The sequence below is a fragment of the Kluyvera ascorbata ATCC 33433 genome (genome assembly GCF_000735365.1).
Taxonomy (GTDB): Bacteria; Pseudomonadota; Gammaproteobacteria; order Enterobacterales; family Enterobacteriaceae; genus Kluyvera; species Kluyvera ascorbata.
Window position 1 is genome coordinate 1 of the sequence record NZ_JMPL01000042.1, and the last position, 24885, is coordinate 24885.

General features: G+C 57.6%; 22 protein-coding genes. 11 read left to right on the forward strand and 11 right to left on the reverse strand.

Annotated elements, in window-relative coordinates; translation table 11 throughout:
- A partial coding sequence (locus GKAS_RS11865) for a substrate-binding domain-containing protein (protein ID WP_035894479.1) occupies nucleotides 1-407 on the forward strand: 407 nt, incomplete at its 5' end.
- Here the strand turns inward: GKAS_RS11865 and GKAS_RS11870 are convergent.
- The 4 genes from GKAS_RS11870 to GKAS_RS11885 all read right to left on the reverse strand — a co-directional run bounded on the left by GKAS_RS11870 (nucleotide 374) and on the right by GKAS_RS11885 (nucleotide 6177).
- On the reverse strand, nucleotides 374-1639 hold the full coding sequence (locus GKAS_RS11870) for a DUF1479 domain-containing protein (protein WP_035894480.1): 1266 nt from the start codon (nucleotides 1637-1639) through the stop codon (nucleotides 374-376). The genes GKAS_RS11865 and GKAS_RS11870 overlap by 34 nt on opposite strands.
- 200 nt (nucleotides 1640-1839) lie before the next feature.
- On the reverse strand, nucleotides 1840-2649 hold the full coding sequence (locus GKAS_RS11875) for a Cof-type HAD-IIB family hydrolase (protein ID WP_035894481.1): 810 nt from the start codon (nucleotides 2647-2649) through the stop codon (nucleotides 1840-1842).
- Nucleotides 2650-2837: 188 nt separating this feature from the next.
- Nucleotides 2838-5270, reverse strand: a complete 2433-nt coding sequence (locus GKAS_RS11880) for a formate C-acetyltransferase/glycerol dehydratase family glycyl radical enzyme (protein ID WP_035894482.1) — start codon at nucleotides 5268-5270, stop codon at nucleotides 2838-2840.
- 4 nt (nucleotides 5271-5274) lie between these two features.
- Nucleotides 5275-6177, reverse strand: a complete 903-nt coding sequence (locus GKAS_RS11885) for a glycyl-radical enzyme activating protein (RefSeq protein WP_035894483.1) — start codon at nucleotides 6175-6177, stop codon at nucleotides 5275-5277.
- A 133-nt stretch (nucleotides 6178-6310) separates the two neighbouring features.
- On the opposite strand from GKAS_RS11885, the gene fsa reads away from it, so the two are divergent.
- On the forward strand, nucleotides 6311-6973 hold the full coding sequence (gene fsa, locus GKAS_RS11890; RefSeq protein ID WP_035894484.1) for a fructose-6-phosphate aldolase: 663 nt from the start codon (nucleotides 6311-6313) through the stop codon (nucleotides 6971-6973).
- Between the two features lie 97 nt (nucleotides 6974-7070).
- On the opposite strand, the gene moeB is transcribed toward fsa, so the two are convergent.
- Together moeB and moeA are read right to left on the reverse strand one after the other, a co-directional pair.
- Entirely contained in the window at nucleotides 7071-7832 is a 762-nt protein-coding gene (moeB, locus tag GKAS_RS11895; RefSeq protein ID WP_035894485.1) for a molybdopterin-synthase adenylyltransferase MoeB, read from the reverse strand.
- Nucleotides 7832-9067: a molybdopterin molybdotransferase MoeA gene (gene moeA, locus GKAS_RS11900; protein WP_035894486.1), complete on the reverse strand. Its 1236-nt coding sequence runs from the start codon at nucleotides 9065-9067 to the stop codon at nucleotides 7832-7834. Before moeA ends, moeB begins: the two co-directional genes overlap by 1 nt.
- Nucleotides 9068-9370: 303 nt before the next feature.
- On the opposite strand from moeA, the gene iaaA reads away from it, so the two are divergent.
- The 6 genes from iaaA (at nucleotide 9371) to GKAS_RS11930 (ending at nucleotide 16280) form a co-directional block, all read left to right on the forward strand.
- Nucleotides 9371-10312: a beta-aspartyl-peptidase gene (gene iaaA, locus GKAS_RS11905; RefSeq protein WP_035894487.1), complete on the forward strand. Its 942-nt coding sequence runs from the start codon at nucleotides 9371-9373 to the stop codon at nucleotides 10310-10312.
- An 11-nt stretch (nucleotides 10313-10323) separates the two neighbouring features.
- The gene (gene gsiA, locus GKAS_RS11910) at nucleotides 10324-12183 is read left to right on the forward strand and encodes a glutathione ABC transporter ATP-binding protein GsiA (protein ID WP_035894488.1); all 1860 of its coding nucleotides are present in this window, start codon (nucleotides 10324-10326) and stop codon (nucleotides 12181-12183) included.
- Nucleotides 12184-12206: 23 nt separating this feature from the next.
- On the forward strand, nucleotides 12207-13745 hold the full coding sequence (gene gsiB, locus GKAS_RS11915; protein ID WP_035894489.1) for a glutathione ABC transporter substrate-binding protein GsiB: 1539 nt from the start codon (nucleotides 12207-12209) through the stop codon (nucleotides 13743-13745).
- Between the two features lie 52 nt (nucleotides 13746-13797).
- Nucleotides 13798-14718, forward strand: a complete 921-nt coding sequence (gsiC, locus tag GKAS_RS11920; RefSeq protein ID WP_035894490.1) for a glutathione ABC transporter permease GsiC — start codon at nucleotides 13798-13800, stop codon at nucleotides 14716-14718.
- Nucleotide 14719: 1 nt separating this feature from the next.
- Complete coding sequence (gene gsiD, locus GKAS_RS11925; RefSeq protein ID WP_035894491.1) at nucleotides 14720-15631, forward strand: glutathione ABC transporter permease GsiD; 912 nt, start codon at nucleotides 14720-14722, stop codon at nucleotides 15629-15631.
- 265 nt (nucleotides 15632-15896) lie between these two features.
- Nucleotides 15897-16280 carry a biofilm formation regulator BssR gene (locus GKAS_RS11930; RefSeq protein WP_035894492.1) on the forward strand — a complete coding sequence of 128 codons (384 nt, stop codon included), beginning with the start codon at nucleotides 15897-15899 and terminating at the stop codon, nucleotides 16278-16280.
- Between the two features lie 41 nt (nucleotides 16281-16321).
- On the opposite strand, the gene GKAS_RS11935 is transcribed toward GKAS_RS11930, so the two are convergent.
- Nucleotides 16322-17608 (reverse strand): ABC transporter substrate-binding protein, encoded by a 1287-nt coding sequence (locus GKAS_RS11935; protein ID WP_035894493.1) that lies wholly within the window; start codon nucleotides 17606-17608, stop codon nucleotides 16322-16324.
- Nucleotides 17609-17632: 24 nt separating this feature from the next.
- Nucleotides 17633-18712, reverse strand: a complete 1080-nt coding sequence (locus GKAS_RS11940; protein ID WP_035894494.1) for a glycoside hydrolase 5 family protein — start codon at nucleotides 18710-18712, stop codon at nucleotides 17633-17635.
- Between the two features lie 143 nt (nucleotides 18713-18855).
- Between GKAS_RS11940 and GKAS_RS11945 the strand changes: the two genes are divergently transcribed.
- Nucleotides 18856-19866: a LacI family DNA-binding transcriptional regulator gene (locus GKAS_RS11945; protein WP_035894496.1), complete on the forward strand. Its 1011-nt coding sequence runs from the start codon at nucleotides 18856-18858 to the stop codon at nucleotides 19864-19866.
- A 5-nt stretch (nucleotides 19867-19871) separates the two neighbouring features.
- Here GKAS_RS11945 and GKAS_RS11950 read toward each other — a convergent pair whose 3' ends face one another.
- A complete protein-coding gene (locus tag GKAS_RS11950; protein ID WP_035894497.1) occupies nucleotides 19872-20492 on the reverse strand; it encodes a glutathione S-transferase family protein in 621 nt (206 codons plus the stop codon).
- 232 nt (nucleotides 20493-20724) lie between these two features.
- Here GKAS_RS11950 and dacC point away from each other — a divergent pair, with 232 nt between their 5' ends.
- Nucleotides 20725-21927 carry a serine-type D-Ala-D-Ala carboxypeptidase gene (gene dacC, locus GKAS_RS11955; RefSeq protein ID WP_035894507.1) on the forward strand — a complete coding sequence of 401 codons (1203 nt, stop codon included), beginning with the start codon at nucleotides 20725-20727 and terminating at the stop codon, nucleotides 21925-21927.
- A gap of 7 nt (nucleotides 21928-21934) precedes the next feature.
- Here the strand turns inward: dacC and deoR are convergent, their stop codons facing one another.
- Both deoR and ybjG read right to left on the reverse strand, forming a co-directional pair.
- Entirely contained in the window at nucleotides 21935-22693 is a 759-nt protein-coding gene (gene deoR, locus GKAS_RS11960; protein ID WP_035894498.1) for a DNA-binding transcriptional repressor DeoR, read from the reverse strand.
- A 70-nt stretch (nucleotides 22694-22763) separates the two neighbouring features.
- Nucleotides 22764-23372, reverse strand: coding sequence for an undecaprenyl-diphosphate phosphatase (gene ybjG, locus GKAS_RS11965; RefSeq protein ID WP_035894499.1), 609 nt, complete (start codon nucleotides 23370-23372; stop codon nucleotides 22764-22766).
- A gap of 272 nt (nucleotides 23373-23644) precedes the next feature.
- Between ybjG and GKAS_RS11970 the strand changes: the two genes are divergently transcribed.
- Entirely contained in the window at nucleotides 23645-24877 is a 1233-nt protein-coding gene (locus GKAS_RS11970) for an MFS transporter (protein ID WP_035894508.1), read from the forward strand.
- Nucleotides 24878-24885 lie beyond the last annotated feature (8 nt).

The window sequence follows — 24885 nt, forward strand, 5'->3', positions numbered from 1 at the left end:
TGGGGGCGTGGCTTGACGCATTGGGTAGCCGCCCGATGCCGACGGCGTTCCTGGTCGGTGGTGATTTTATGGCGGCAGGCACCATCAACGCGCTGCGCCAGCGTGGGCTGCGCGTGCCGCAGGACGTTTCGGTAATGAGCATCGACGGTTTTAACCTGGCGGCGATTGAAGATGTCCCGCTAACAGCGGTTCACGTCCCGCGCGATGAGCTGGGTGTTGAGGCGGTGCAGATGCTGCAACAGCGGTTAATTCGCCCGGATGCGCCGGTCGGCTCGCTGCTGCTGCATGGGCGGCTGGCGGTGCGGGAATCGGTCAGACGGGTGCGCCCCGGAAAAGGGCACACCGCCGTGGAGCGGGAAGGGCTATACGACAATCAGCCGTCGATACCGAGCGCGCGCTTGCCGTGAATGTTGAGGTCGGCGAGGGTGAAACGCCCTTGCCAGTCGGCTTCGTAGTCTTCACGCGGGAAATCGCCCGGCGAGGCGCCGCGCTCCAGTGCAGCCTTCACCTTATGGGCGTAGGCGAGGTTTTTCGCGCACATCGGTGCTGCCGGAATATACATCACGTTACCCCAGCCTTGCTGATTTTCGACCGGTGCCACCGAGTGAATTACGTCGCAGTGCCACCATACTGAATCCCCGGCCTCAATGGCGGGAATGGCGGTCAGCGCGCTGATTAACAGCGGGTGCCACTTCTCGGAAATCGGCAGTACTTTGCCCGGCGCGACGCCGCAGAGTTCGTCGTCCGGAACGTCATCAAGCAGCGGACGCAGCAGTACGTAGGCCATCGCTTCGGGAATCGGCACCACGTGCAGCAATCCCTGATCGGGAATCATATCGGAGAGCGCCGTCCAGCCCTGGAAGGTGCGGAATACCGAGCATTTGGTGGTGTTATCCACGGTGTACTCTTCCACATCGGTGCGGTGCGCGGCGTTCCACGGATCGTACTGTTCAATATTGCCGTTAAACACGTTGGCAAACACCTGCTGGTAGGCCGGTAGCAGCCAGCGCTCCAGCGCGCCGGAGTCGGTATGCGCGCCCAAACCTTTTGACGTGGTGCCCGGTGGGCGGCGGCGAATACGGTCCGGGTAGATAACGCTGATATCCGGGTTAAACCACTGCTTACCTTCGCTTGAAACCTGCCACAGGTGGTTCAGGAACGACTGTGCCTTCGCCATTTCCGGGCTCTGGCGAGCCTGCATTTGCGCCTGTGACCAGTAGATGGGATAAATTTCCGGGCGTGATGCATCAAGCGACCCGAAGAAGGTGTCGCCTGGCCCTTTGTAGACGTCGTCAAAGCGGTTGAGGTCGAGATAGTCGAGCATCGAACGATCCCAGGCCAGCGCCTGTTCGCGAGGGAAATGACCTTTAATCACCGCGCAGCCGCGGCGTTTCACTTCAGCGCGAGTCGCGTCCGTGATTTTCCCGGCGGCAAGCTCTGCATATGGGATCTCCGGCCATACTGGCTGATCCTCAGCTTTCAGCGCGTTAATTTCTGCCACGCGGGCTTCAATGGTGGCGCTCAGACGGTCAAATACCGCCTGCACATCGCCAATCTGTGCACGCAGCGCCTGCTTCATCTGGCGAATCGCCGCTTTCGGGTCAGCGGGCAGCGTTTCGTGGGTAAATGTCATCGTCATATCAACCTCGCAATCTTTCGTTCGAAAGTGAAATGTATTACAGGTGATACTTTAAGTTAAAATAAAGTTAATGCAAGTTTAAATTCTTGCATCAGATCACGAAGGGGAAAAGTAGGCCGGATAAGGCAACGCCGCCATCCGGCAATGTGCTCGGAGGCGCCTGATGGCGCTGCGCTTATCAGGCCTACAAAGGGAGAGAATTAGAAAGGTGCGGAGCCGTCCAGCACGGCCTGAATCACATTCAGCGCGCCGTCGTGGTTGTTATCGTCGGTCTGGTAGTCGGCGATCGCTTTAATGCTCTCGCCCGCGTTGCCCATGGCGAAGGCGTACTTCACAAGCTTCAGCATTTCGGCGTCGTTGCCGCTGTCGCCAATCGCCACGCACTGCTGCGGTGAAAGCTGCCAGCGTTTCAGCAGACGGCTGATGCCGTTGGCTTTGTGCAGGCCTGGAATAATGAGATCGACAAAGCCGAAGCCGCTGGTGACGGGTTTCATAATGCCGTCGAGAGAGACGTGCAGCTTATCAATTAGCTCAGGAATATCGCTGTCCGGCAGGTTCAGCGAGAATTTGAACATCTTGTCGTCGACGTCGTGGAAGTTCGCCACGCGCTTTAAGCGGTAGTAGTGTTTGGACATCAGTTCGACCAGGGCATCCGGGGCGCTTTCGCTGATGTAGGCGCTCTCCAGACCGCAGGCGACGAAATACATCTGCGGGTCTTTCAGCAGTTCACCAATCACCACCTGATACTCATGCTTTGTCAGCTCACCGTGGAAAAGCTGCTGCCCGTGCTCGTACACCAACGCGCCGTTTTCGGCGACAAAAGAGATGCGATCGCGGATTTCAGGGAAGAAGGTAATCAGCTGGTAATACTGGTTGCCGCTGGCAACGACGAATTCGATGCCACGTTGTTGAAGCTGTTCAAACTGCGCCAGAAACCGTGAACGGTCGTAGGTCTTGGCGTCATTAAGAAAAGTTCCGTCCATATCTGTGACGATAACTTTAACGGTCATGCGGGATGCTCCTGGGGTAACTTCGGCCAGAAACAATTTAATTACAATGTGAGCTAAAGCACAAATTTATTTCATTCGAAAGAAAACCCAGGGTCACTATGTTCGCCCGGGCTAACTGCTTATCGACAACGCCGATCGGTTCCCTCTCCCCATTGGGGAGAGGGTCAGGGTGAGGGGGAAAAACCGAACTACAGCGTGTGCTCCGTACGGGCAATAATATCGTCCTGCGCATCCGGCGACAGCGCGGTAAAGAACGCCGAATACCCCGCCACGCGCACCACTAAATCACGGTACCGATCCGGATGTTTCTTCGCTTCCAGCAGCGTTTCGCGTGACACGATGTTGTACTGAATGTGCCAGCCTTTGTGCACCTCGAAGAAGGTGCGCAGCAGCGCCATCAGCTTCTGTTTATCGCTCTCATTCTCGAGCGTTGCCGGGTTCAGCTTCTGGTTTAACAGCACGCCGCCAAGAATCGCGGAGGTCGGCAGTTTACCCACGGAGCTAATCACCGCCGTTGGACCGAGATGGTCGGTACCGGAAGCCGGGCTGGCGCCTTCGGCAAGCGGCGTTTTTGCCTTACGGCCGTCCGGCGTTGCCATGGTTTGTGCGCCAAACGGTACGTTTGCAGAGATAGAGGATGTCCCTGCGTAGTAGTTGCCGCCAATCGGGCCACGGCCGTAGCGTGGGTTGTGATACTGCTTCAGCTCGTCGATATAGGTCTGGTAGGCGCGGGCCAGCAGGGTGTCGACGCTGTCATCATCGTTGCCGTACTTCGGCGCGCCGTTGATCAAACGCTGACGTAGCTGCTCGTGGGTCAGGCCGTCGTAGTCTTCCGCCAGCGCTTTTGCCAGCTCCTGCTGACCAATCAGCCCCTGATCGAAGACCAGCTTTTTCACCGCCGCCAGGCTGTTGCCGAGGTTGGCGATACCCACCTGCAGGCCGGAAACCCAGTCATACTTCGCGCCGCCCTGTTTGATGCTTTTCGCCCGCTCGATACAGTCGTCAACCAGCGCCGAGCACAGAATATCGTGCACGTTTTCTTCCAGCATGGTATCGACCACGTACTCAATCTCAATCGATTTACGGGTGTAATAGCGAATCTGGGTGTCCCAGTCGGCCAGCATCTGCTCGAAGTTGGCGAAGTTGCCCTGCGACAGCGCGTGCTCCTGTGGCAGGAACACCTTACCGCTGGTGGCATCGCGGCCGCCTTCCATCGCCGCCAGCATCACGCGGGCAAAGTTGATAAAGCTCATGCCGGTGCAGCGGTAGCCCCATTTGCCGCCGACGGCGGTTTCGATGCAGCCGATTGCCGCATAGTCGTAGGCATCTTCCGGTTCGACGCCGAGCTTAATAAATTCCGGGATAACGATTTCATCGTTGTTGAATGCTGGCATGCCGAAGCCGCAGCGAATCACCTGCACGCAGGCGTCGAGGAAGTCGTTGCTCATGCCCGCGTGGTAGCGCACGCTCAGGTTTGGCTGGGTGGAGCGCAGACGTCCGCAGGATTCGAGGATGGCATAGGAGAGAGGGTTCACCGCGTCCAGCGCTTCGCCGTTTATCAGTTTTTGGCCGCCGATGGTGACGTTCTGATACAGCGGACTACCGGCGGAGGCTTTGGAGTGCGAGCCGGAGCGAATCTTATTCACTTCCAGCAGCTTCAGCCAGCAGCTGTGCAGCAGCTCGATTGCATGTTCGCGGTCCAGCGTTTGTTCCAGTTCAACGTCACGACGGTAGTACGGGTAGAGATACTGGTCCATGCGGGCAAACGACACCGAGTGGCCGTTGGACTCAATTTGCAGAATCAACTGAATGAAGTAGCACAGCTGCAGCGCCTGCCAGAAGGTTTTCGGCGGCTCGTGGGCAATCACGTCGCAGTTTTCCGCCATCGCCAGCAGTTCATCGCGACGGCTTTCACGAATCTCTTCGGCTGCCATTGTGCGCGCCAGTTCAGCGAAACGTTTGATGTGCAGGCTCACCGCGTCCAGCACGATATCAATAGCTTTCAGGAACTGGTCGCCGTGCAGGTCTTCCAGCACGGTCAGGTTAATGCGGGTGCGGCGTTCGGCCACTTTCGCGCGCATACCGTCGAGGCCTTTTTCCAACAGCAGCGGGAAGTTCACCGCCAGGTGGGCATCGCCGGAGGTCATGTTACCTTCGGCTTTGATGATACCGGTTGCCAGCAGCGCTTTTTGTTCGTCGGTGAACATCCCGTAGCAGCGGTCCTGTACGGTCTGGCCGCGCCACCAAGGGCATACTTCGTGCAGTACGCGTTTGTTCTCTTCGCTCACCGCAAAGCCTGCGCCTGGGCGATCCGCCAGATCGTCGATCTCTTTTTCAATCCAGCTGACGGTATATTCCGGGAAGATAGGCGCGGCGCGCACTTCACTGGCCTGGTTACCGATGATCAGCTCGTCGTGTTTGATCCAGATAGTCCGCTCTGCGAGGTGATGGGCCAGCGCCAGCGCGCGGCGTACCGGAATCGGCTTGTCGAGATGCTGCTGATAGGCTTCGGTATAGTGACGCGCACGTTCGGTACACACCGGCGGCTTCACGATATGCACCAGCGCGTTTTTGTGGGCCTGAATGCGGTCGGTCAGTTTATCGAGTTTCAGAGTGGTCATCGTTTTATCCTCGTAGTGTCGCTGTTAACCCTTTTTCACCGGCATACTGTTGAGCAAAATCCAGCAGCTCAGGGTCATTCAGCGGCTTATCGGGTGCGAAGTAGGGAAGGCCGAGCAGGGCATATTTATTGATGCCGAGCGTGTGGTAAGGCAAAAAATGAATTTCGCGCACGCCGGGCATTTCGTCGGCGGCAAAATCGGTAATCGCTTTAATGGAGGTTTCGTCGGCGTTAAAGCCCTGAATCAGCGGCACGCGCAGCGTGACCTGTTTGCCAGCGGCGGCCAGTCGTTTCAGGTTGTCGAGCACGCGCTTTGCTGAGCCGTCGGTCCACTGCTTAAAGCGTGCTTCATCGACGTGCTTGAGGTCAGCCAGGAACAGGTCGATGTAAGGCAACGCGGGCTCAAGATAGCGCCATGGCACGTGCAGACAGGTCTCAACGGCGGTATGAATCCCCTGGTCGTGAGCGCTTTTTAGCAGCGTGAGCGCCAGTTCCGGGTTCATAAACGGTTCGCCGCCGGAAAGGGTCATGCCGCCGCCGCTGCGGTCGTAAAACGGTTTGTCGCGCAGCACGGTGGCCATAATCTCTTCAGCGCTTTTTGCTTCCCCGCAGACGGTCAACGCCTGGGTTGGGCAGCAGGTGGTCAACGTGGCAAGGTGGGCGTCATCCAGCTTTTCCCGATGGATAACCAGCCCGTTAAGCGCACGTTCAATGACCGACGGTGCGGCTTTCTGGCACAGGTCGCAGCCATCCAGGCACAGACGCGGGTCGAACAGCAGATCCTGTTCGCGGGAGCGGCTTTCTGGGTTCTGGCACCAGCGACAGCCGAGCGAGCATCCTTTCAGGAAGACTACGGTGCGGATGCCTGGACCATCGTGGGTGGAATAGCGCTGAATATTGAAAATCATATGCTGCCCTCTTCTTTCGTATAAAGATTAAAATACTTTCGAATGAAAGTTATCTTGACGTGCGTCAACTTAAGAAGAGGTTTTGCTGTGGTAGTGTTATTCCATGCTCAATATCACGGTTTAAGGACACATCATGGAACTCTATCTCGACACCTCCGACGTCGCCGCAGTGAAGAAGCTGGCGCGTATTTTCCCACTGGCTGGCGTGACCACAAACCCAAGCATTGTCGCGGCAGGTAAGACGCCGCTCGATGCATTGTTGCCAGAACTGCTGGACGCCATGGGCGGTAAAGGCCGTCTGTTTGCCCAGGTGATGGCGACCACGGCGGATGGCATGGTGGCTGACGCACGCAAGCTACGGGCGATTATTCCGGATCTGGTCGTTAAAGTGCCGGTGACGGCGGAAGGTCTGGCAGCGATTAAGCTGCTGAAAGCGGAAGGGATCCCGACGCTCGGTACTGCCGTTTACGGTGCGGCGCAGGGACTGCTGTCGGCGCTGGCGGGGGCGGAATATGTCGCGCCTTACGTCAACCGCGTCGATGCCCAGGGCGGCAACGGTATTCAGACGGTGTGTGAATTGCAGGACCTGCTGACGTTGCACGCACCACAGTCGAAAGTGCTGGCCGCGAGCTTTAAAACGCCGCGCCAGGCGCTGGACTGCCTGCTGGCAGGCTGCCAGTCCATCACGCTGCCGCTTGATGTGGCACAGCAATTGATTAGCTATCCGGCGGTTGATGCGGCAGTCGCGAAGTTTGAACAGGACTGGCAGACGGCATTTGGACGTACGTCGCTGTAACGCGTAGCCCGGGTGAGGCATTGATGCCGACCCCGGGGCAGCTCGGAGCCGATTCCCGGCGTCGCTTCGCTCGGCCGGGCTACAATCGATTCGGGGATTACGCCAAAGCCTGCCCGCACACCTCGCACGTCGGGCTACGCATCAGCTTCATCTCTCTGAACTGGCAGCGCATCGCGTCGTACATCACGATTTTCCCCGCTGCGGGCACCCCGTAATGCGCCAGTACTTTAATCGCTTCCATCGCCTGCATCGCGCCAATCACGCCAACCAACGGTGACATCACACCAGCCTCCACGCAGGTTAACGCGTTCTCGCCGAACAGACGGCTCAGGCAGCGGTAGCACGGCTCGCCATTCTGATACGTAAAGACGCTGATCTGGCCTTCCATACGAATTGCCGCTCCGGAAACCAGCGGAATTTTGTGCTGGAAGCAGCCTGCGTTAAGCTGATTGCGAATGGCCACGTTGTCGGTACAGTCGAGCACCAGGTCGTGTTCGGCAATCTGCGCCCACAGCGCCGCGTCTTCCAGCATTGCATTCAGCGTATTCAGCTTAACGTGTGGGTTAATGCGCGCCAGCGCCTCGCGAGCGGAGTCCACCTTCGGCTGACCGATGGTGGCATCGCTGTGCAGCGTCTGGCGCTGTAGGTTGGAGAGCGAAACGGTATCGAAATCGAGCAGCGTCAGCTCGCCCACGCCTGCGGCAGCGAGATACTGCGTGGCCGCGCAGCCTAGCCCGCCGAGGCCGACGACCAGTACGCGAGCCGCTTTCAGCCGCTCCTGCCCATCAAAATCGAAATCGCGCAGGATGATTTGCCGGTTATAGCGCATCATCTCCGCGTCGCTAAGCTCCTCCGCCATTACAGGCCTCCCAGCAGATGGTTAAACGGCTCCACCTCTACCCATTCGCCCGGCTCAACGTGACCGCGCTCGCGCTCCAGCACGATAAAGCAGTTGCCCTGGCTGAACGAGCTGAAGATGTGGGAACCCTGATGACCGGTGGTAGATACGGTCAGTTCGCCGTTTTCATTGCGGGTCAGCAGGCCGCGCTGGAAGTCGAGGCGGCCCGGCGATTTTTTCAGGCGGTCGGTGGTGCGTACGCGCAGGCGCGGCGCCTGGGTTGCTACGCTACCGGCACTCAGTTTCGCCAGTAAAGGCTGCACCAGCTGATAGAAGGTCAGCGCGGCGGAGACCGGGTTGCCCGGCAGGCCGCAGAACCAGCTGTGGTTGAGTTTACCAAAGGCGAACGGTTTGCCCGGTTTGATGGCGAGCTTCCAGAAGCTGATTTCACCGAGTTCATCGAGGATGGTTTTGGTGTAGTCGGCTTCACCAACGGAAACGCCGCCGGAGCTGATAACCACGTCGGCCTGCTCGTCCGCCTGGATAAAGGTCTGGCGCAGCTGTTCCGGGTCGTCGCGGATGATGCCAAGGTTAATCACCTCGCAGCCCAGCTGTTCCAGCATCAGGTGCACCGCCAGACGGTTGGTGTCATAGATTTGCCCGTCGCCCAGCGGCTGGCCCGGCAGTTGCAGCTCATCGCCGGTGGAGAACAGCGCGACGCGAATTTTACGTACCACGTCCACCTCGGCAATGCCGAGCGACGCCAGCACCGGCAGTTCGGCGACGGTTAAACGGGTTCCGGCCGGGAACACTACCGCGCCGTTTGCGATGTCTTCACCGCGACGACGAATGTTCTGGTTGGCTTTAACGTGGGCGGTAAAACGAATGCCGTCGTCGGTTTGCTCGGTTTCTTCCTGCATCACCACCGCATCGCAACCCGCGGGCACCGGCGCGCCGGTCATAATGCGAATGCAGGTACCGGCTGGCCATTCACCGTGGAAGGGTTGTCCGGCAAAAGCCTTACCTGCCACCGCGAGCGGCGTTTGCGCCGCGAGGTCAGCGAGACGTACCGCGTAGCCATCCATCGCCGAGTTATCAAAACCCGGTACGTCCAACGGGGAGACAACATCGCTCGCGGTAATGCGACCAAAAGCCTTCAGCAGCGGTACCGACTCGCGCTCGTGCAGCGGGGTAATCTGATCTAGCATTTGGCTCAACGCGGTATCAAGCGACATCAGTCCGGCGGTAAAATCCATGGGTAAACTCCTGCGGGAAACGTTCGAATGCGCACATTATGGCAGAAAAGCCTTACCGACAGTATGCCACCTGTGGTGTACCTCACTACATGGAACGCTATTTCTATATTCAAAATTGATATAGGAACAGAGACACTATAATGATATTTATACACAAAATCGTTCAAGCTGCGTCAAGGCGGCAAGTGAGTGAATCCCCAGGAGCTTACTAAAGTAAGTGACTGGGGTGAGCGAACGCAGCCAACGCAGAGGCAGTTTGAAGGATGAAGTGTATATAAAGAAAATGACGTAAGGGATGGCTCAATGGGCAAGGCAGTCATTGCAATACACGGCGGGGCAGGCGCGATTAGCCGCAGCCAGCTATCGGCAGAAAAAGAACAACAATACGTCACGGCGCTTTCCGACATCGTGGAAAGCGTACAAAAGATGCTTGAATCGGGCACGAGCGCGCTGGATGCGGTCACCGAAGCGGTACGTCAGCTTGAGGAGTGCCCGCTGTTTAACGCCGGGATTGGCGCGGTGTTCACCTCAGACGAAACGCATGAGCTGGACGCCTGCGTGATGGACGGGTACTCGCTGCAGGCGGGGGCCGTTGCCGGGGTAAAACATCTGCGCAATCCAGTGCTGGCGGCCAGAAGCGTGTTGGAAAATAGTCCACACGTGATGTTGATTGGCGAGGGGGCGGAAGCCTTTGCGCAGTCACAGGGGATGGAGCTGGTGAACAATTCACTCTTCTCCACCGACGAGCGCTTCCAGCAGCTGCTGGTGGCGCGCAGCAACGGCGATTTTATTCTCGACCACGATGCCGCTCCGCTGGATGAACAGCAAAAGATGGGCACGGTGGGCGCTGTCGCCCTGGATCTCAACGGCAACCTGGCGGCGGCTACCTCGACCGGCGGGATGACCAATAAACTGCCCGGCCGGGTGGGCGATAGCCCGCTGGTGGGGGCGGGGTGTTATGCCAACAACGCCAGCGTCGCGGTCTCTTGTACCGGCACGGGCGAAGTCTTTATCCGTACGCTCGCGGCGTACGATATTGCCGCGCTGATGGAGTACGGCAACCTCAGCCTTTATGAGGCTTGCGAGCGCGTGGTGATGGAAAAACTGCCTGCGCTTGGCGGCAGCGGTGGCCTCATCGCCATCGACCGCGAAGGCAACGTGGTGCTGCCGTTTAACAGCGAAGGCATGTACCGCGCCTGGGCCTACGCCGGTGATACGCCGACGATTGGTATCTATAAGGAATAGAAGGAGTTACCGTGCCGCATTCCGATGAGCTTGATAACGCGCAGGTGCTGAGCGTTGATAACCTGAACGTGACGTTTCGTCAGGACGGGCAGCCCGTGCGCGCCGTGCATCAGCTCTCTTTTCATCTTAATCGCGGTGAAACGCTGGCGATTGTGGGGGAATCCGGCTCGGGGAAATCGGTCACGGCGCTCTCATTAATGCGCCTGCTGGAGCAGTCCGGCAGCCAGGTGAGCATTGATAGCCTGCTGCTGCGTCGCCGCAATCGAGAAGTGATTGATCTTCAGGAGCAGACGTCGGCGCAAATGCGCAGCGTGCGCGGTGCCGATATCGCCATGATTTTCCAGGAGCCGATGACCTCGCTGAACCCGGTGTTTACCATCGGTGAACAGATTGCCGAGTCGATTCGCCTGCATCAGGGGCTCGGGCGCGAAGAGGCGCTGGCCGAGGCGAAGAAAATGCTCGATAAGGTGCGCATTCCGGAAGCGCAGGCCATGCTCTCGCGCTATCCGCATCAGCTCTCCGGCGGGATGCGCCAGCGAGTGATGATTGCGATGGCGCTGTCGTGCCGCCCGGCGGTGCTGATTGCCGACGAGCCGACTACCGCACTGGACGTGACCATTCAGGCGCAGATCCTGCAACTGATAGATGTACTGCAAAAAGAGATGTCGATGGGGGTGATTTTTATCACTCACGACATGGGCGTAGTGGCGGAGATTGCCGACCGGGTGCTGGTGATGCATCAGGGCGAAGTGGTCGAAAGCGGGCTGGTGGACGAGATCTTTACCGCGCCCCAGCACCCGTACACGCGTCGTTTGCTGGCGGCTGTACCACGCCTGGGCGCAATGCGCGGCAGCGACTATCCTAAAAGCTTCCCGGATTTCAATGCACCGGAAAGTGAACCGCAGCAGCAAGACACCGTTGTTGAGGGTCAGCCGATTCTCAAGGTGCGTAACCTGGTGACGCGTTTTCCGCTGCGCGGCGGCATTCTGAACCGCGTCAACCGCGAAGTACACGCGGTAGAGAACGTCAGCTTTGATTTATGGCCGGGGGAGACGCTGTCACTGGTGGGCGAGTCCGGCTGCGGGAAATCAACCACCGGGCGGGCGCTGCTGCGACTGGTTGAGTCGCAAAGCGGCACCATTACCTTTAACGGCGAGCGCATTGATACGCTTTCAGCCCATCAGCTTCAGCCGTTGCGCCGCGATATTCAGTTTATCTTCCAGGACCCGTACGCCTCGCTCGACCCGCGCCACACCGTAGGCTTCTCGATTATGGAGCCGCTGCGTATCCATGGCGAGTTGAAAGGCGAGGCGCTGCAGCAGCGGGTGGAGTGGCTATTGCAGCGCGTCGGTCTGCAACCTGAGCATGCCTGGCGCTACCCGCACGAGTTTTCCGGCGGCCAGCGGCAGCGCATCTGTATTGCCCGTGCGCTGGCGTTGAACCCGAAGGTGGTGATCGCCGATGAATCAGTCTCGGCGCTGGACGTCTCGATTCGCGCGCAAATCATCAACCTGTTGCTGTCATTGCAGCGGGAAATGGGCATCGCGTTTCTGTTTATTTCGCATGATATGGCGGTGGTGGAGCGTATCAGCCACCGTGTGGCGGTGATGTATCGCGGGCGCATCGTGGAAATTGGTCCGCGCCGCGCGGTGTTTGAAAACCCGCAGCATCCGTACACGCGCAAGCTGCTCTCCGCCGTTCCGGTGGCGGACCCGGCGCATCGGCGGCCGCAGCGCGTGCTGCTATCGGACGAACTGCCGGGCAATATCTATAAACGGGGTGAAGAAGTCGAACCCATTAATTTGCAGCAGGTTTCACCGGGGCACTATGTGGCCCGTGAACCGGCAAGCAGTGCGCTGATAAATCGATAATAAAACCATAGGCAGGGGACAACATGACACAACGCGTTTCACGTAAATGGCTGGTCGCACTGGGCGTGGCTTCCGCGCTGGCGGCTTCTCCCGCGTTCGCGGCAAAAGATGTGGTCGTGGCGGTAGGCTCCAATTTCACCACGCTTGACCCATATGATGCCAACGACACGCTCTCGCAGGCGGTGGCGAAATCGTTCTATCAGGGGCTGTTTGGCCTCGATAAAGAGATGAAGCTGCAAAATGTCCTGGCTGAGAGCTATACCGTTTCTGACGACGGCAAGGTCTACACGCTTAAGCTGCGTCAGGGGGTGAAATTCCAGGACGGCACCGATTTTAACGCCGAAGCGGTGAAGATTAACCTCGATCGCGCCAGCAACCCGGATAGCCACCTTAAGCGCTATAACCTGTACAAAAATATCGATAAAACCGAGGTCGTTGATGACCATACGGTAAAAGTGACCTTAAAGCAGCCGTTCTCGGCGTTTATCAACATTCTCGCCCACCCGGCGACGGCGATGATTTCGCCTGCGGCGCTGAAGAAATATGGCAACGAGATTGGCTTCCATCCGGTGGGGACCGGGCCGTATAAGCTCGACACCTGGAATCAGACCGACTTTGTGAAGGTCAGTAAATTTGCTGGCTACTGGCAGCAAGGGCTGCCGAAGCTGGACTCTATTACCTGGCGTCCGGTTGTCGATAACAATACCCGCGCGGCGATGCTGCAAACCGGCGAAGCGCAGTTTGCCTTCCCAATTCCTTATGAGCAGGCGGCGCTGCTGGCTAAAAATAGCCAGCTTGAGCTGGTGGCCAGCCCGTCTATCATGCAGCGTTATATCAGCATGAACGTGACGCAAAAGCCGTTTGATAACCCGAAGGTGCGCGAAGCGATTAACTACGCCATCAACCGCCAGGCGCTGGTGAAGGTGGCCTTCGCGGGCTACGCCACGCCAGCGACCGGTGTCGTACCTCCGTCAATCGCCTACGCTCAGCAGTATCAGCCGTGGCCGTACGACCCGGCAAAAGCCAAAGCGTTGCTGAAAGAGGCGGGCTACCCGAACGGCTTTAGCACCACGCTGTGGTCGTCGCACAACCACAGTACCGCGCAGAAGGTACTGCAGTTTACCCAACAGCAGCTGGCGCAAATTGGCATTAAGGCGCAGGTGACGGCGATGGATGCCGGTCAGCGCGCGGCGGAAGTGGAAGCCAAAGGGCAGAAAGAGAGCGGGGTGAGAATGTTCTACACCGGCTGGTCCGCCTCAACGGGCGAAGCCGACTGGGCGCTGTCGCCGCTGTTTGCTTCCTCGAACTGGCCGCCAACGCAGTTTAATACCGCGTTCTACAGCAACCCACAGGTGGATAAAGATCTGACGGCGGCGCTGCAAACCACGGATGCGAAAGAAAAAGCGCGGCTCTATAAAGAGGCTCAGGATATTATCTGGAAAGAGTCGCCGTGGGTGCCGCTGGTGGTAGAGAAACTGGTATCGGCGCACAGCAAGTCATTGACCGGGTTCTATATTATGCCGGACACGGGCTTTAGCTTTGACGATGCGGATTTGAAGTAAGCGACGTCTCCCTGCGTCGTGATGGCGCAGGGAGCTTACGGCAAGGAGAGTCATGCTTAACTATGTTATCAAACGCCTGCTCGGCCTGATCCCGACGCTGTTTATCGTGGCGGTGCTGGTGTTTTTATTTGTCCATATGCTTCCCGGTGACCCAGCGCGGCTGATTGCCGGGCCGGAGGCGGACGCGCAGGTTATCGCGATGGTTCGCCAGCAGTTAGGGCTGGACCAGCCGCTGTACGTTCAGTTCTGGCACTACATTACCCACGCTGTACAGGGCGATTTTGGCATGTCGATGGTGTCACGCCGTCCGGTATCTGAAGAGATAGCGAGCCGTTTCCTGCCAACGCTTTTTCTGACCCTCGCCAGCATGGTGTGGGCAGTGATTTTTGGTATGGCCGCCGGGATTGCCGCCGCCGTGTGGCGCAACCGCTGGCCGGATCGCCTTGGGATGGCGCTGGCGGTCACCGGGATCTCCTTCCCGGCGTTTGCGCTGGGTATGCTGCTGATGCAAATTTTCTCCGTCGAGCTTGGCTGGCTGCCCACCGTGGGTGCCGACAGCTGGCGGCACTACATTCTGCCGTCAATCACCCTCGGTGCCGCCGTGGCCTCGGTGATGGCGCGCTTTACCCGCGCCTCGTTTGTTGACGTGCTCAATGAAGACTATATGCGCACCGCCCGCGCCAAAGGGGTGAGTGAAAAAGTGGTGGTGCTAAAGCACGGGCTACGTAACGCCATGATCCCGGTCGTGACGATGATGGGGCTGCAGTTTGGCTTCCTGCTCGGCGGCTCGATTGTGGTGGAAAAAGTCTTTAACTGGCCGGGGCTTGGACGCCTGCTGGTGGATTCGGTGGAGATGCGCGATTACCCGGTGATTCAGGCCGAGGTGCTGCTGTTCTCACTGGAGTTTATTCTTATCAACTTAGTGGTGGATGTGCTCTACGCCGCCATTAACCCGGCTATCAGGTATAAATAACGTGCGATTATTCAATTGGCGTCGACAGGCTGTACTTAACGCCATGCCGGTGATGCAGGCGGGCGTTCCGCGCACGCCGTGGCGTGAATTCTGGCGGCGCTTTCGTCAGCAGCCGGTGGCGATGGCTTCCGGTATTTTCGTTCTGCTGCTGATTATCGTGGCGGTGGTCGCACCGTGGATTGCGCCGTTTGATGCGGAAAACTACTTCGACTACGACCGCCTGAACGACGGCCCGTCGCTGATCCACTGGTTCGGCGTAGACTCGCTGGGGCGGGATATCTTCAGCCGGGTACTGGTCGGTGCGCAAATCTCACTCACCGCGGGCGTGTTTGCGGTACTGATTGGTTCGCTGATTGGCACCGTGCTTGGGCTGCTGGCGGGCTACTACGAAGGCTGGTGGGACCGCATCATCATGCGCATCTGCGACGTGCTGTTTGCCTTCCCCGGCATTCTGCTGGCGATTGCCGTGGTGGCGATTATGGGCAGCGGCATGACCAACGTGATAATCGCGGTGGCGATTTTCTCGGTTCCGGCCTTTGCGCGTCTGGTGCGTGGTAACACGCTGGTGCTGAAACAGCAGACCTTTATCGAGTCGGCGCGCAGCATCGGCGCCAGCGATCGCGTGATCCTGTTCCAGCATATTCTGCCCGGCACGGTCTCCTCCATTGTGGTCTATTTCACCATGCGCATTGGGGTGTCGATTATCTCCGCCGCCAGCCTGTCGTTCCTCGGCCTCGGCGCCCAGCCGCCTACGCCGGAATGGGGGGCGATGCTCAACGAAGCACGCGCGGACATGGTGATTGCGCCACACGTCGCGGTCTTCCCGGCGCTGGCGATCTTCCTGACGGTGCTGGCGTTTAACCTGCTGGGTGACGGTCTGCGCGATGCGCTGGATCCGAAATTGAAAGGGTGATGTTGCCGGATGGCGCGACGCTTATCCGGCCTACAATTTGGAGCTAATGTAGGCTGGATAAGACGAAGCCGCCATCCGGCAATGTGTTCGTGAACCCATCGCCCGTATTCACTCTCGTTTCACCGTCCAGGTCGATCGTGCTTCCAGATTCATTGCCATTTTGTTAAAAGTGTTATGAATGATGAATTGTTGATATCGCGCAGCATTCCTTCCGTTAAGTAATCTCATAATGAAATAGCCAATGGGTGGCAAGGGAGGTAAATGCATGACGGATAGCAAACTGAAACGCCAGATGATGAGGCGACTCATCAATGCGCGAATTGACCTTGATGCCTATTTGCAGCTCAGAAAGGCAAAGGGGTATATGTCAGTCGGTGATAACGATCATCTGCGTACTAACCTGCTCGAACTGTGTTGCGAACTACGGGGTAACGTTGTACCGCTTACGCGGTGTAGTTCGCGTAAAGAACTGGAAATGATGCGGCAGGCGGGCGAGGCTATCGCTTCCGCGGCCGTGTGCTTGATGACGGGGCGTTACGACTGCCCGTCTTATATTGCGGTTAACGTGGAAACGCTTGAGCGCTGCCTGACGGCGTTGACGAACAGCATTCGTAAGCTGGATGCTGAATCACCAATGACTCACGCTTAACATCAGGGGGACGTTTGTCCCCCTGTCTATGATTCTTTCCCTTAGCGCATGATTCGCCGCAGAATACGGTTTGCCTGCTCTTCAAAGCTGGTTGCCGCCTGGTCGACGGTTGCCTTGCCGTAGTCGATACTTTGCAGCGCGGCCAGGAAGAGGGCGGTGAACTGCGGGTCTTCAAGATAGGGAAGCGCCTTCGCGTGATTCGGTAATGAAGCCGATTGCGTCAGCCCGGTGAGTACCGGGTCATTCTCTTTTAGCAGCCCCGCGTCACGCAGAATCTGTGCCCCGGCCTTGCTCAGCGGTACGCCGCGCTCCAGGCCCACAGGCACCACGCCTTCTTTTTCGCTCATCAGGAAATTAATCAGCAGCGCCGCTTCCTGCGGATGGCGGGTATTTTTACTGATGGAAAGCATCAGCGCAGTCTTATTAAACTGCCCGGCATCTTTGGCGCCTTCGCGCATCGGATAATCACCCATCACCAGGTCGTCGGGATGACTCAGGTTCTGCGACTCGGCGGTGTACAGGACGTTCCAGTTATAGATGCCGCCCCATTCGCCGTTAATCCACGGCTTCATTTCATAAGCGACGCCTTTACCGTATGAGGCCATCGTGCGGGCATCCGGTACGGCGTGTGCCGCTACTAGTTGGCGGTAAAAGGTGAAGGCCTGCACCAGATCGTCATGGTTCCAGCCGAGCTTACGGGTTTTCTCATCCACCATCGGCTTCTGGTTGCCCTGGTAGACCCAGGAGTTCAGGAGTAACAGCGAGTCCTGCTCGGTCAGGATCAGCGGATAGTAGCTATCGCCGAGCTTTTCTTTAAATACCGGCCCGGCTTTCAGCAAATCGTCCCAGCTTTTCGGCAGCGGCACGCCAGCTTTTTGCCAGGTGGCGGCATTGTAGTAAAACAGCATCACGTTGGCGGAAATCGGGATGGCGTTGACCTTTCCGTTCACCGTCGTGCTGGCGAGCGCGGCGGGAGAGTACTGGTCGAGGCCAATGGGCTGGCGCAGTTTGTTGAGATCGTAAAAACCATCGCCGGTTTTCGACAACAGCGTCAGCCAGTTCCAGTTGGTCTGGATGACGTCGGCTTCGGTGTTGCTATTAATCTGGGTGGTCAGGCGCGAGTAGAAACCGTCCCAGCCGGTGTACTCCGCCTTCACTTTAATGTTCGGGTATTTGGCTTCAAAAGCATCCAGCGCTTTTAAGGTGGCCTGGTTACGGGCCTTACCGCCCCACCAGGCAAAACGGAGTTCCACCTGATCGGCGCTGTGCGCGATGGGCATCGCACCGAAACCGCAGCAGGCAAGCAGGAACAAGGCTGATTTTTTCATGGATGAACCCTCCGTGTATCACAATTAACGACGCGTCTGGCGGTAGCCAGTGAGCGCTTTCACCAACTGCATTTCCTCTTCACACCATGGTTTGCCGTCGGGTGTCAGCACATCGTGGAACCACAGCGAGTGAGGATCGGGGTGATCTCTATTGACGCTGGTCCATGGGATCCAGGTCTGCGTTTTGCCCTGTACCAGCCCCCATTGATAGCAGCCGGTATCGAAAGCGCAGAACAGCGGCAGCTGCTCGCTGAACGTGCAGTCCATATGCCGCGCTAGCCATTCGGTGCAGAGCACTGGGCGCTGGTATGCCGTCAGGCTTTCCAGTACGCCGAGCTGGCGGGCGGCATTGTTGTAGTTGTGGTAGCTGATGATGTCGGATAACCGCAGCGCCGCAATATCAATCGGGTGCTGTAGCGTGCCGTACTGCTGATGGTCAATGTGCCACGCGCCTACGGTGAGCGGCTGGCTCGGGCCAACTTCACGCGCCCAGCCAAAGGTGGCAGTCATCAGCTCCAGCGCGAAGGCTTCCAGCGCTTCGTCATACTCGGTCGATTCGGTGGGGGACAGGTTAATGCCGCGGTTGCCTGGTTCGTTATAGAGATCCCAAATGGTGATGCGCTCGTCGTTTTTAAAATGACTGAGCACGTCGCGGACGTAGGCTTCTACGCGCGGCCATTGTGCCGGGTCCATTACGATGGCCCGGCCAGGGCTTGCCGCTGCCTGACTGTTATGCACGCCCTCGCGCGGGGGTTTTTGTGGGCCGAGGTACGGCTCGTCGCCGGAGAAACCGCAGTCGTCCATCAGCGTCAGCATCACCTGAATCTGGTGCTTTTTCGCCAGCGTCAAAAAGGTGTCGATGCGCGTCAGCAGGCCGTCGCGGTCGGCTTCCCAGACGATAAACGGCAGATTGGTACGCAGCGCGTTGTAGCCGTAGTCATGCGCCCAGCCCAGCTCCTGGTCGATGGTCGCCGCATCGAAAGTCTCTGCCTGCCACATCTCAGTCCAGTTGACCGCGCTGCGCGGCAAATAGTTAAAGCCGCATGCCCAGCCGTGCTGTTGATACCAGGCCTGCGCCTGCGATTCGCGCCATTGCGAGTGCATAGTTTTTCTCCTTGGTAATAATTATTAGCTAATATTTATTAACTATGGTGCAAGGCGCAATCCTGATGCGGTTGAAGTGTTGAGTTGTTCACAAAAAAAGCGTGGGATAACTGTGCTATAGTCGGCGGCGACAAGGAGCGAACATGGCCAAGAAAAACAAAATAACGATGAGTGATATTGCCAGGGAGGCGGGCGTTTCGCAGGCGACGGTTTCTCTGGTACTCAACAATAGCCGGGCGATTCGCCTGAGTGAGGCTACCCGCGAACGCGTCTATGCCGCGGCGACGGCGCTGGGCTATCAAAAGATCATTGTGCCTCATCGTCAGGAAGGGCAGGAAGAAATTGCCCTGCTGCTGTGCGGGATGCCGAACTACGATCCCTTCGTTGAGGCCATCAGCGACGCGGTTTCCGCCGCCTGGCAGCGGGATACCCTGCTGACCGTTTATGACTACGGCGACGATCTGGAGATGGCGGCGCACATTTTGCGCCAGCTTGACCAGCGCCCCTGCGCAGGGGTGATTCTGGCAAGTCCGGTGACTCGTGCCTTTGATTTTTCGCCGTTCGACGCGCTTATACATAAGCCGGTGGTGCTGTTAAACCAGTACGACCCGCAGCGCCCGCTGCTGCCGACCTTTCTTCCTGATGACCGCGCCAACGCCTGCCAGATAGTCAACCATCTGCTGTCGCAGGGCATTACGCGCATTGCGCATATCATGGGCGATGACTGGATGGATGCCAGCGTACTGCGCCTGGAAGGCTATCGCCAGACGCTGGAGCAGGCCGGTATCGCGGTGGACGAGGCGCTGATTAAACAGACCGACTGGTCGCTCAATGCCACCTTTAACGCCACGCTTGAGCTGATGCATTTGCCGGAGCCGCCGCAGGCTATTTTCTGCGCCAGTGACTGGATGACCCTCGGCTGCTATCAGGCGCTCGCCACGCTCAATATTGCCATTCCGCGCGACGTGCTGGTGTGTGGTTATGACGATCAGCGCATTGCGCATCAGTTGACCCCGGCGTTGACCAGCGTACAGCTAGCCTATAGCGAACTGGGCAGAATGGCGGTGAACTACCTGTGCGAAGGGGATGATACGGCGGCGCATGTCCGGCTGGTAGGGAAATTGCAGGTGCGCGGGAGTAGCCAGCGCACCTGAGGAGATTAACTGACCGGGATCATCACCACGTCGCGGAAGGCGGGACGCTCGGCCAACTGCTGATACCAGCGCGCCAGGTGCGGCCGCGGCTGCCAGGTTTTGACGGTTTCCAGCACGTTATAGACAAACGGCGCGACGGCGATATCGCCCACGCCAAACTGGTCGCCGGAAAGCCAGGTTTGGTTTGCCAGGGTGTTATCCAGGATAGCCAGCAGCGGTTCGCAGGCTTCAATTGCCGCGTTGATTTCATCCATGTTGCGCTGCTCTACCGGGGTTCTCACCAGCCCGAAGAGAATTTTACGGTGCACCGGAGATAGGGTTTCGTTGGCCCAGTCCATCCACTTTTCGCTTTTCGCCCGTTGAACAGGCTGCGCTTGCCACAGACTCTCTGCACCGTATTGTGCCGCCAGGTAGCGTACGATGGAGTTCGATTCCCACAGCACGTCGTCGCCGTCTTTCAGCATCGGTACCAGGCCGTTAGGGTTGAGCGCCAGATAGGCCGCGTCGCGGTTCACGCCAAATCCCTGGCCAGCCATAATTTGCTCATACGGCAGGCCAAGCTCAGCCAGCGTCCAGCGCACTTTTTTCACGTTCGTTGAGTTATTTCTTCCCCACAGCGTTAGCATATCGACTCCCGTTTTTTTAGCAGAGATTAAATGTGGGCCAAAGTAAACGCTTACGCAATCTCGATCAAAAAAAATGTCAGGTTTTCAGCACAACCAGGGGATCTTGCGTAAACTTAAAAAACTTTACCAACTCACTGTTTCTTTAAGAGAGTTTCTACGTTATTACTCACGGCCTGGTGCAGCACGGTACTGTCGTGGCGCGTTTTTGGGAATGGATACTTGGGTGGCTTTTATGATGTGTAACGCTAACTCCTTCAAGAGCCTGATGGCAGGCTCAGCGCTTTTACTTTTAGTGGCACCGGCGGTGCAGGCGGCGGAACAACTTCCGGACGCGCCAGCAATCGACGCTCGTGCCTTTATATTAATGGATTACGCCAGCGGTAAGGTCCTGACAGAGGGCAATGCCGATGAGAAGCTCGATCCGGCCAGCCTGACAAAAATCATGACCAGCTACGTGGTCGGTCAGGCGCTGAAGGCGAATAAAATCAAGCTGACCGATATGGTGACCATCGGACGCGACGCGTGGGCCACCGGCAACCCGGCGCTACGCGGCTCTTCGGTGATGTTCCTTAAGCCAGGCGAGCAGGTGTCGGTTGAGAACCTCAATAAAGGGGTGATTATCCAGTCGGGCAACGATGCCAGCATCGCCATTGCCGACTACGTTGCCGGCAGCCAGGACTCTTTCGTCAGCCTGATGAACGGCTACGCGCAGAAAATTGGCCTCACCAATACCACCTTCAAAACCGTTCACGGCCTGGATGCGCCGGGGCAGTACAGCACCGCGCGCGATATGGCGCTGCTGACCAAAGCGATGATCCACGATGTACCGGAAGAGTACGCGGTACATAAAGAGAAAGAGTTCACCTTCAACAATATCCGCCAGCCGAACCGTAACCGTCTGCTGTGGAGCTCTAACCTTAACGTCGACGGCGTGAAAACCGGTACCACGGCGGGGGCGGGCTATAACCTGGTGTCGTCGGCCACTCAGGGCGATATGCGCCTGATTGCGGTGGTGCTGGGCACCAAAAGTGACCGTGTGCGCTTTAATGAGTCGGAAAAACTGCTGACCTGGGGCTTCCGGTTCTATGAAACCGTCACGCCAATCAAGCCGGATGCCACTTTCATCAGCCAGCGCGTCTGGTTTGGTGATAAGAACGAGGTGAATCTGGGAGCAGGGGAAGCCGGTTCGGTGACCATTCCGAAAGGTCAGCTCAAAAACCTGAAGGCCAGCTACACCCTGACGCAGCCGCAGCTGACCGCGCCGTTAACCAAAGGCCAGGTTGTAGGGACTATCGACTTCAAGCTTAACGACAAAACCATTGAACAGCGTCCGCTGATTGTCATGGAAGCGGTCGAAGAGGGCGGCTTCTTCAGCCGCATGATGGACTTCGTGCTGATGAAATTCCACGAATGGTTTGGTAGCTGGTTCTCGTAATATCCCGCTAATACAGCAGCGAAATTTGCTGCTGTTTTGCCAGCGCGACCAGCTCATCATCCGGGCAGGTATCGCTGGCAATCACATCAAAGCGCGTCAGCTCACCCATACGGGCCGGGCGCACTTTGCCAAACTTGCTGTGATCCGCTACCAGCACATGGTAGCGCGCCTGGCGCATCGCCCAGTGTTTCACCGGCAGCTCTTCAAGATTAAAACAGGTCGCGCCCATTTCAATATCGATACCCGCTGCGGAATAGAAAGCAATGTCCGGGCAAAGATGTGAAAGCGTATCCTGCTCGCTCAGCGGTTTGAAAATGGCGTTGCTGGCGTGGAATTCGCCACCGCAGAGAATGGGGCGACAGTTGGGTTTATCCTGCAATGCCAGAAAGGTGTTCAGCGAATAGCAGACGGCGGTGAAAGGCAGGTCGTTATCAATGGCGTCAATAATCCACGGCGTGGTGGTGCCACAGTCGAAGAAGGCCATCTGATGGGGTTTGAGTAACTTCGCCGCGTGACCTGCCGCTCGCTTTTTCTCTTCAACTAGTCGGGTTTTCTGGTCGCTTAACAGGTAATGTGGAACACTGCGCGGTTCCAGCACCACGTAGCCGCCGAGCAGCACAACGGGCCCACTTTCGCTGTTCAGATCGCGACGAATCGTCATTTCAGAAACGCCAAGCAGAGCTGCCGCTTCTTTGAGATGCAGCTTATCACTGCGTTTCAGTGCCTGAATCAGTTGACCCAATCGCTCGTCGCGTCGTGTTTCCATAGTTCCTCTACCGGAAATGCCCCGGTAAGGATACCGGGGTCAGCGCGTTATTTTACCTGCGAGCGCAGGTCTAGTCACGCACCCAGCCTTTACGAATAGGTACGGAGAAAACAATGCGGTACAGCTGTTGCAGGCGCGGGTAAACCGTCGCACCGATATACTGCCACAGCATTTGCGACACCATGCAGCCGACAAGGCCGCTCAGGAAGCCGCCGAGCATATCCATCGGCCAGTGGACGCCAAGATAGACGCGAGACCAGGCAATCGCCACGCCAACCACCATCAGCACCAGCCCAGACCACAGGCGATGCCAGAACAAAAACGCCATCGCAAAGGTGAAGATCACCGTGCCGTGGTCGCTTGGGAAGGAGTTATCCGGCGCGTGGTGCAGGAAGGTATGACCGATATTCTCAACGAACGGACGTTCGTGCGGGAACAGCTGACCAATCATCCACGACAGCGCAAGGCTGACGGCGATGGCCAGTGCGACTTTAATCACCAGATGGCGCTGCGCCTGAACCTGACGACGTTCGCCCCAGAGCCACATAGCCGCAGCCAGCAGGGGAACAATCAGGATCAAATCCTGAGCAATAAATGTGGCAAATGAAATTGCCCATGGGGCTGAGACTGGGGTTGCGTTGATCAGCAAAAACAGCGAGTTGTTCAGATTTTCCAGCATAACGTTCCGGTTTCGCAAATGACGGTTTTATGACAGCCACCTTAAGAAGCCAATCCTGGACCGTAAAGCGGCATTGTCTGAATCGCGCCATCGGTGTACAAGCGTCTGTCATTAAGGTGCAGCATTAAGTGGCGTAGAGTATAACGCCCGCTACCTTAAGCGAATCTTAACAACGTCAATTTGTGCGAAATTGTTAAGCTGCGTGATAATTAACTATCACCACTACTGCGCATTGATTAAACTTGCGCGTTTTTATGATGGATGCGAGCTATATGGACACTTCTTCTTCCCGGAAACGCTTAGGGCGCAAGGCGATTCTGTTCCCGCTTTGTCTGGTGCTCTACGAATTTTCCACCTATATCGGCAACGATATGATCCAGCCGGGCATGCTTGCGGTCGTCAAAGAATTTAACGCGGGCAATGAGTGGGTTCCGACCTCGATGACGGCTTATCTGGCAGGCGGGATGTTCCTGCAATGGCTGCTTGGGCCGCTGTCGGACCGCATCGGCCGCCGCCCTGTGATGCTGACCGGCGTTATCTGGTTTATCGTTACCTGCCTTGCCACGCTGCTGGTGAACAATATTGAGCAGTTTACGTTCCTGCGCTTCTTGCAGGGGGTGAGCCTGTGCTTTATCGGCGCGGTGGGTTATGCGGCAATCCAGGAGTCGTTCGACGAGGCAACCTGTATCAAGATTACGGCGCTAATGGCCAACGTGGCGCTGATTGCACCGCTGCTGGGGCCGCTGGTGGGCGCGGCGTGGATCCACGTGGCGCGCTGGGAAGGGATGTTTGTGCTCTTCGCGGCGCTGTCGGCCATTGCTTTCGTCGGGCTGTTTAAATCGATGCCGGAAACGGCGACCCGCATAGGTGAAACGCTGTCGCTCAAGGCGTTGGGACGTGATTATCGCGAAGTGCTGAAAAACGGCCGTTTCGTTGCCGGCGCGCTGGCGACGGGCTTTGTTAGTTTACCGCTGCTGGCGTGGATTGCGCAGTCACCGGTCATTATCATCAGCGGCGAGCACGCCAGTAGCTATGAATATGGCCTGCTGCAGGTGCCGATTTTTGGCGCGTTGATCCTCGGTAACCTGGTGCTGGCGCGTCTGACCTCACGTCGTACGGTGCGTGCGCTGATTATTGCCGGTGGTTACCCGATTATGTTTGGTCTGGTGCTGGCCGCGGCAGCGACGGTGGTGTCGTCCCATGCTTATTTATGGATGACCGCCGGGTTAAGCTTCTACGCCTTCGGGATTGGTCTTGCCAACGCCGGGCTGGTGCGCCTGACGTTGTTTGCCAGTGATATGAGTAAAGGCACGGTTTCTGCGGCGATGGGAATGCTGCAAATGCTGATCTTTACGGTGGGGATTGAGCTCAGTAAGCATTGCTACGAGTTGGGTGGCATTGGCCTGTTCAGCCTGTTTAACCTGGCGGGCGGCCTGCTGTGGCTGGGGCTGATGACGATGTTCCTGCGGGATAAAGCGGTAGGTAGCGGGCTGCAGCCGCAGTAAATTAGTCA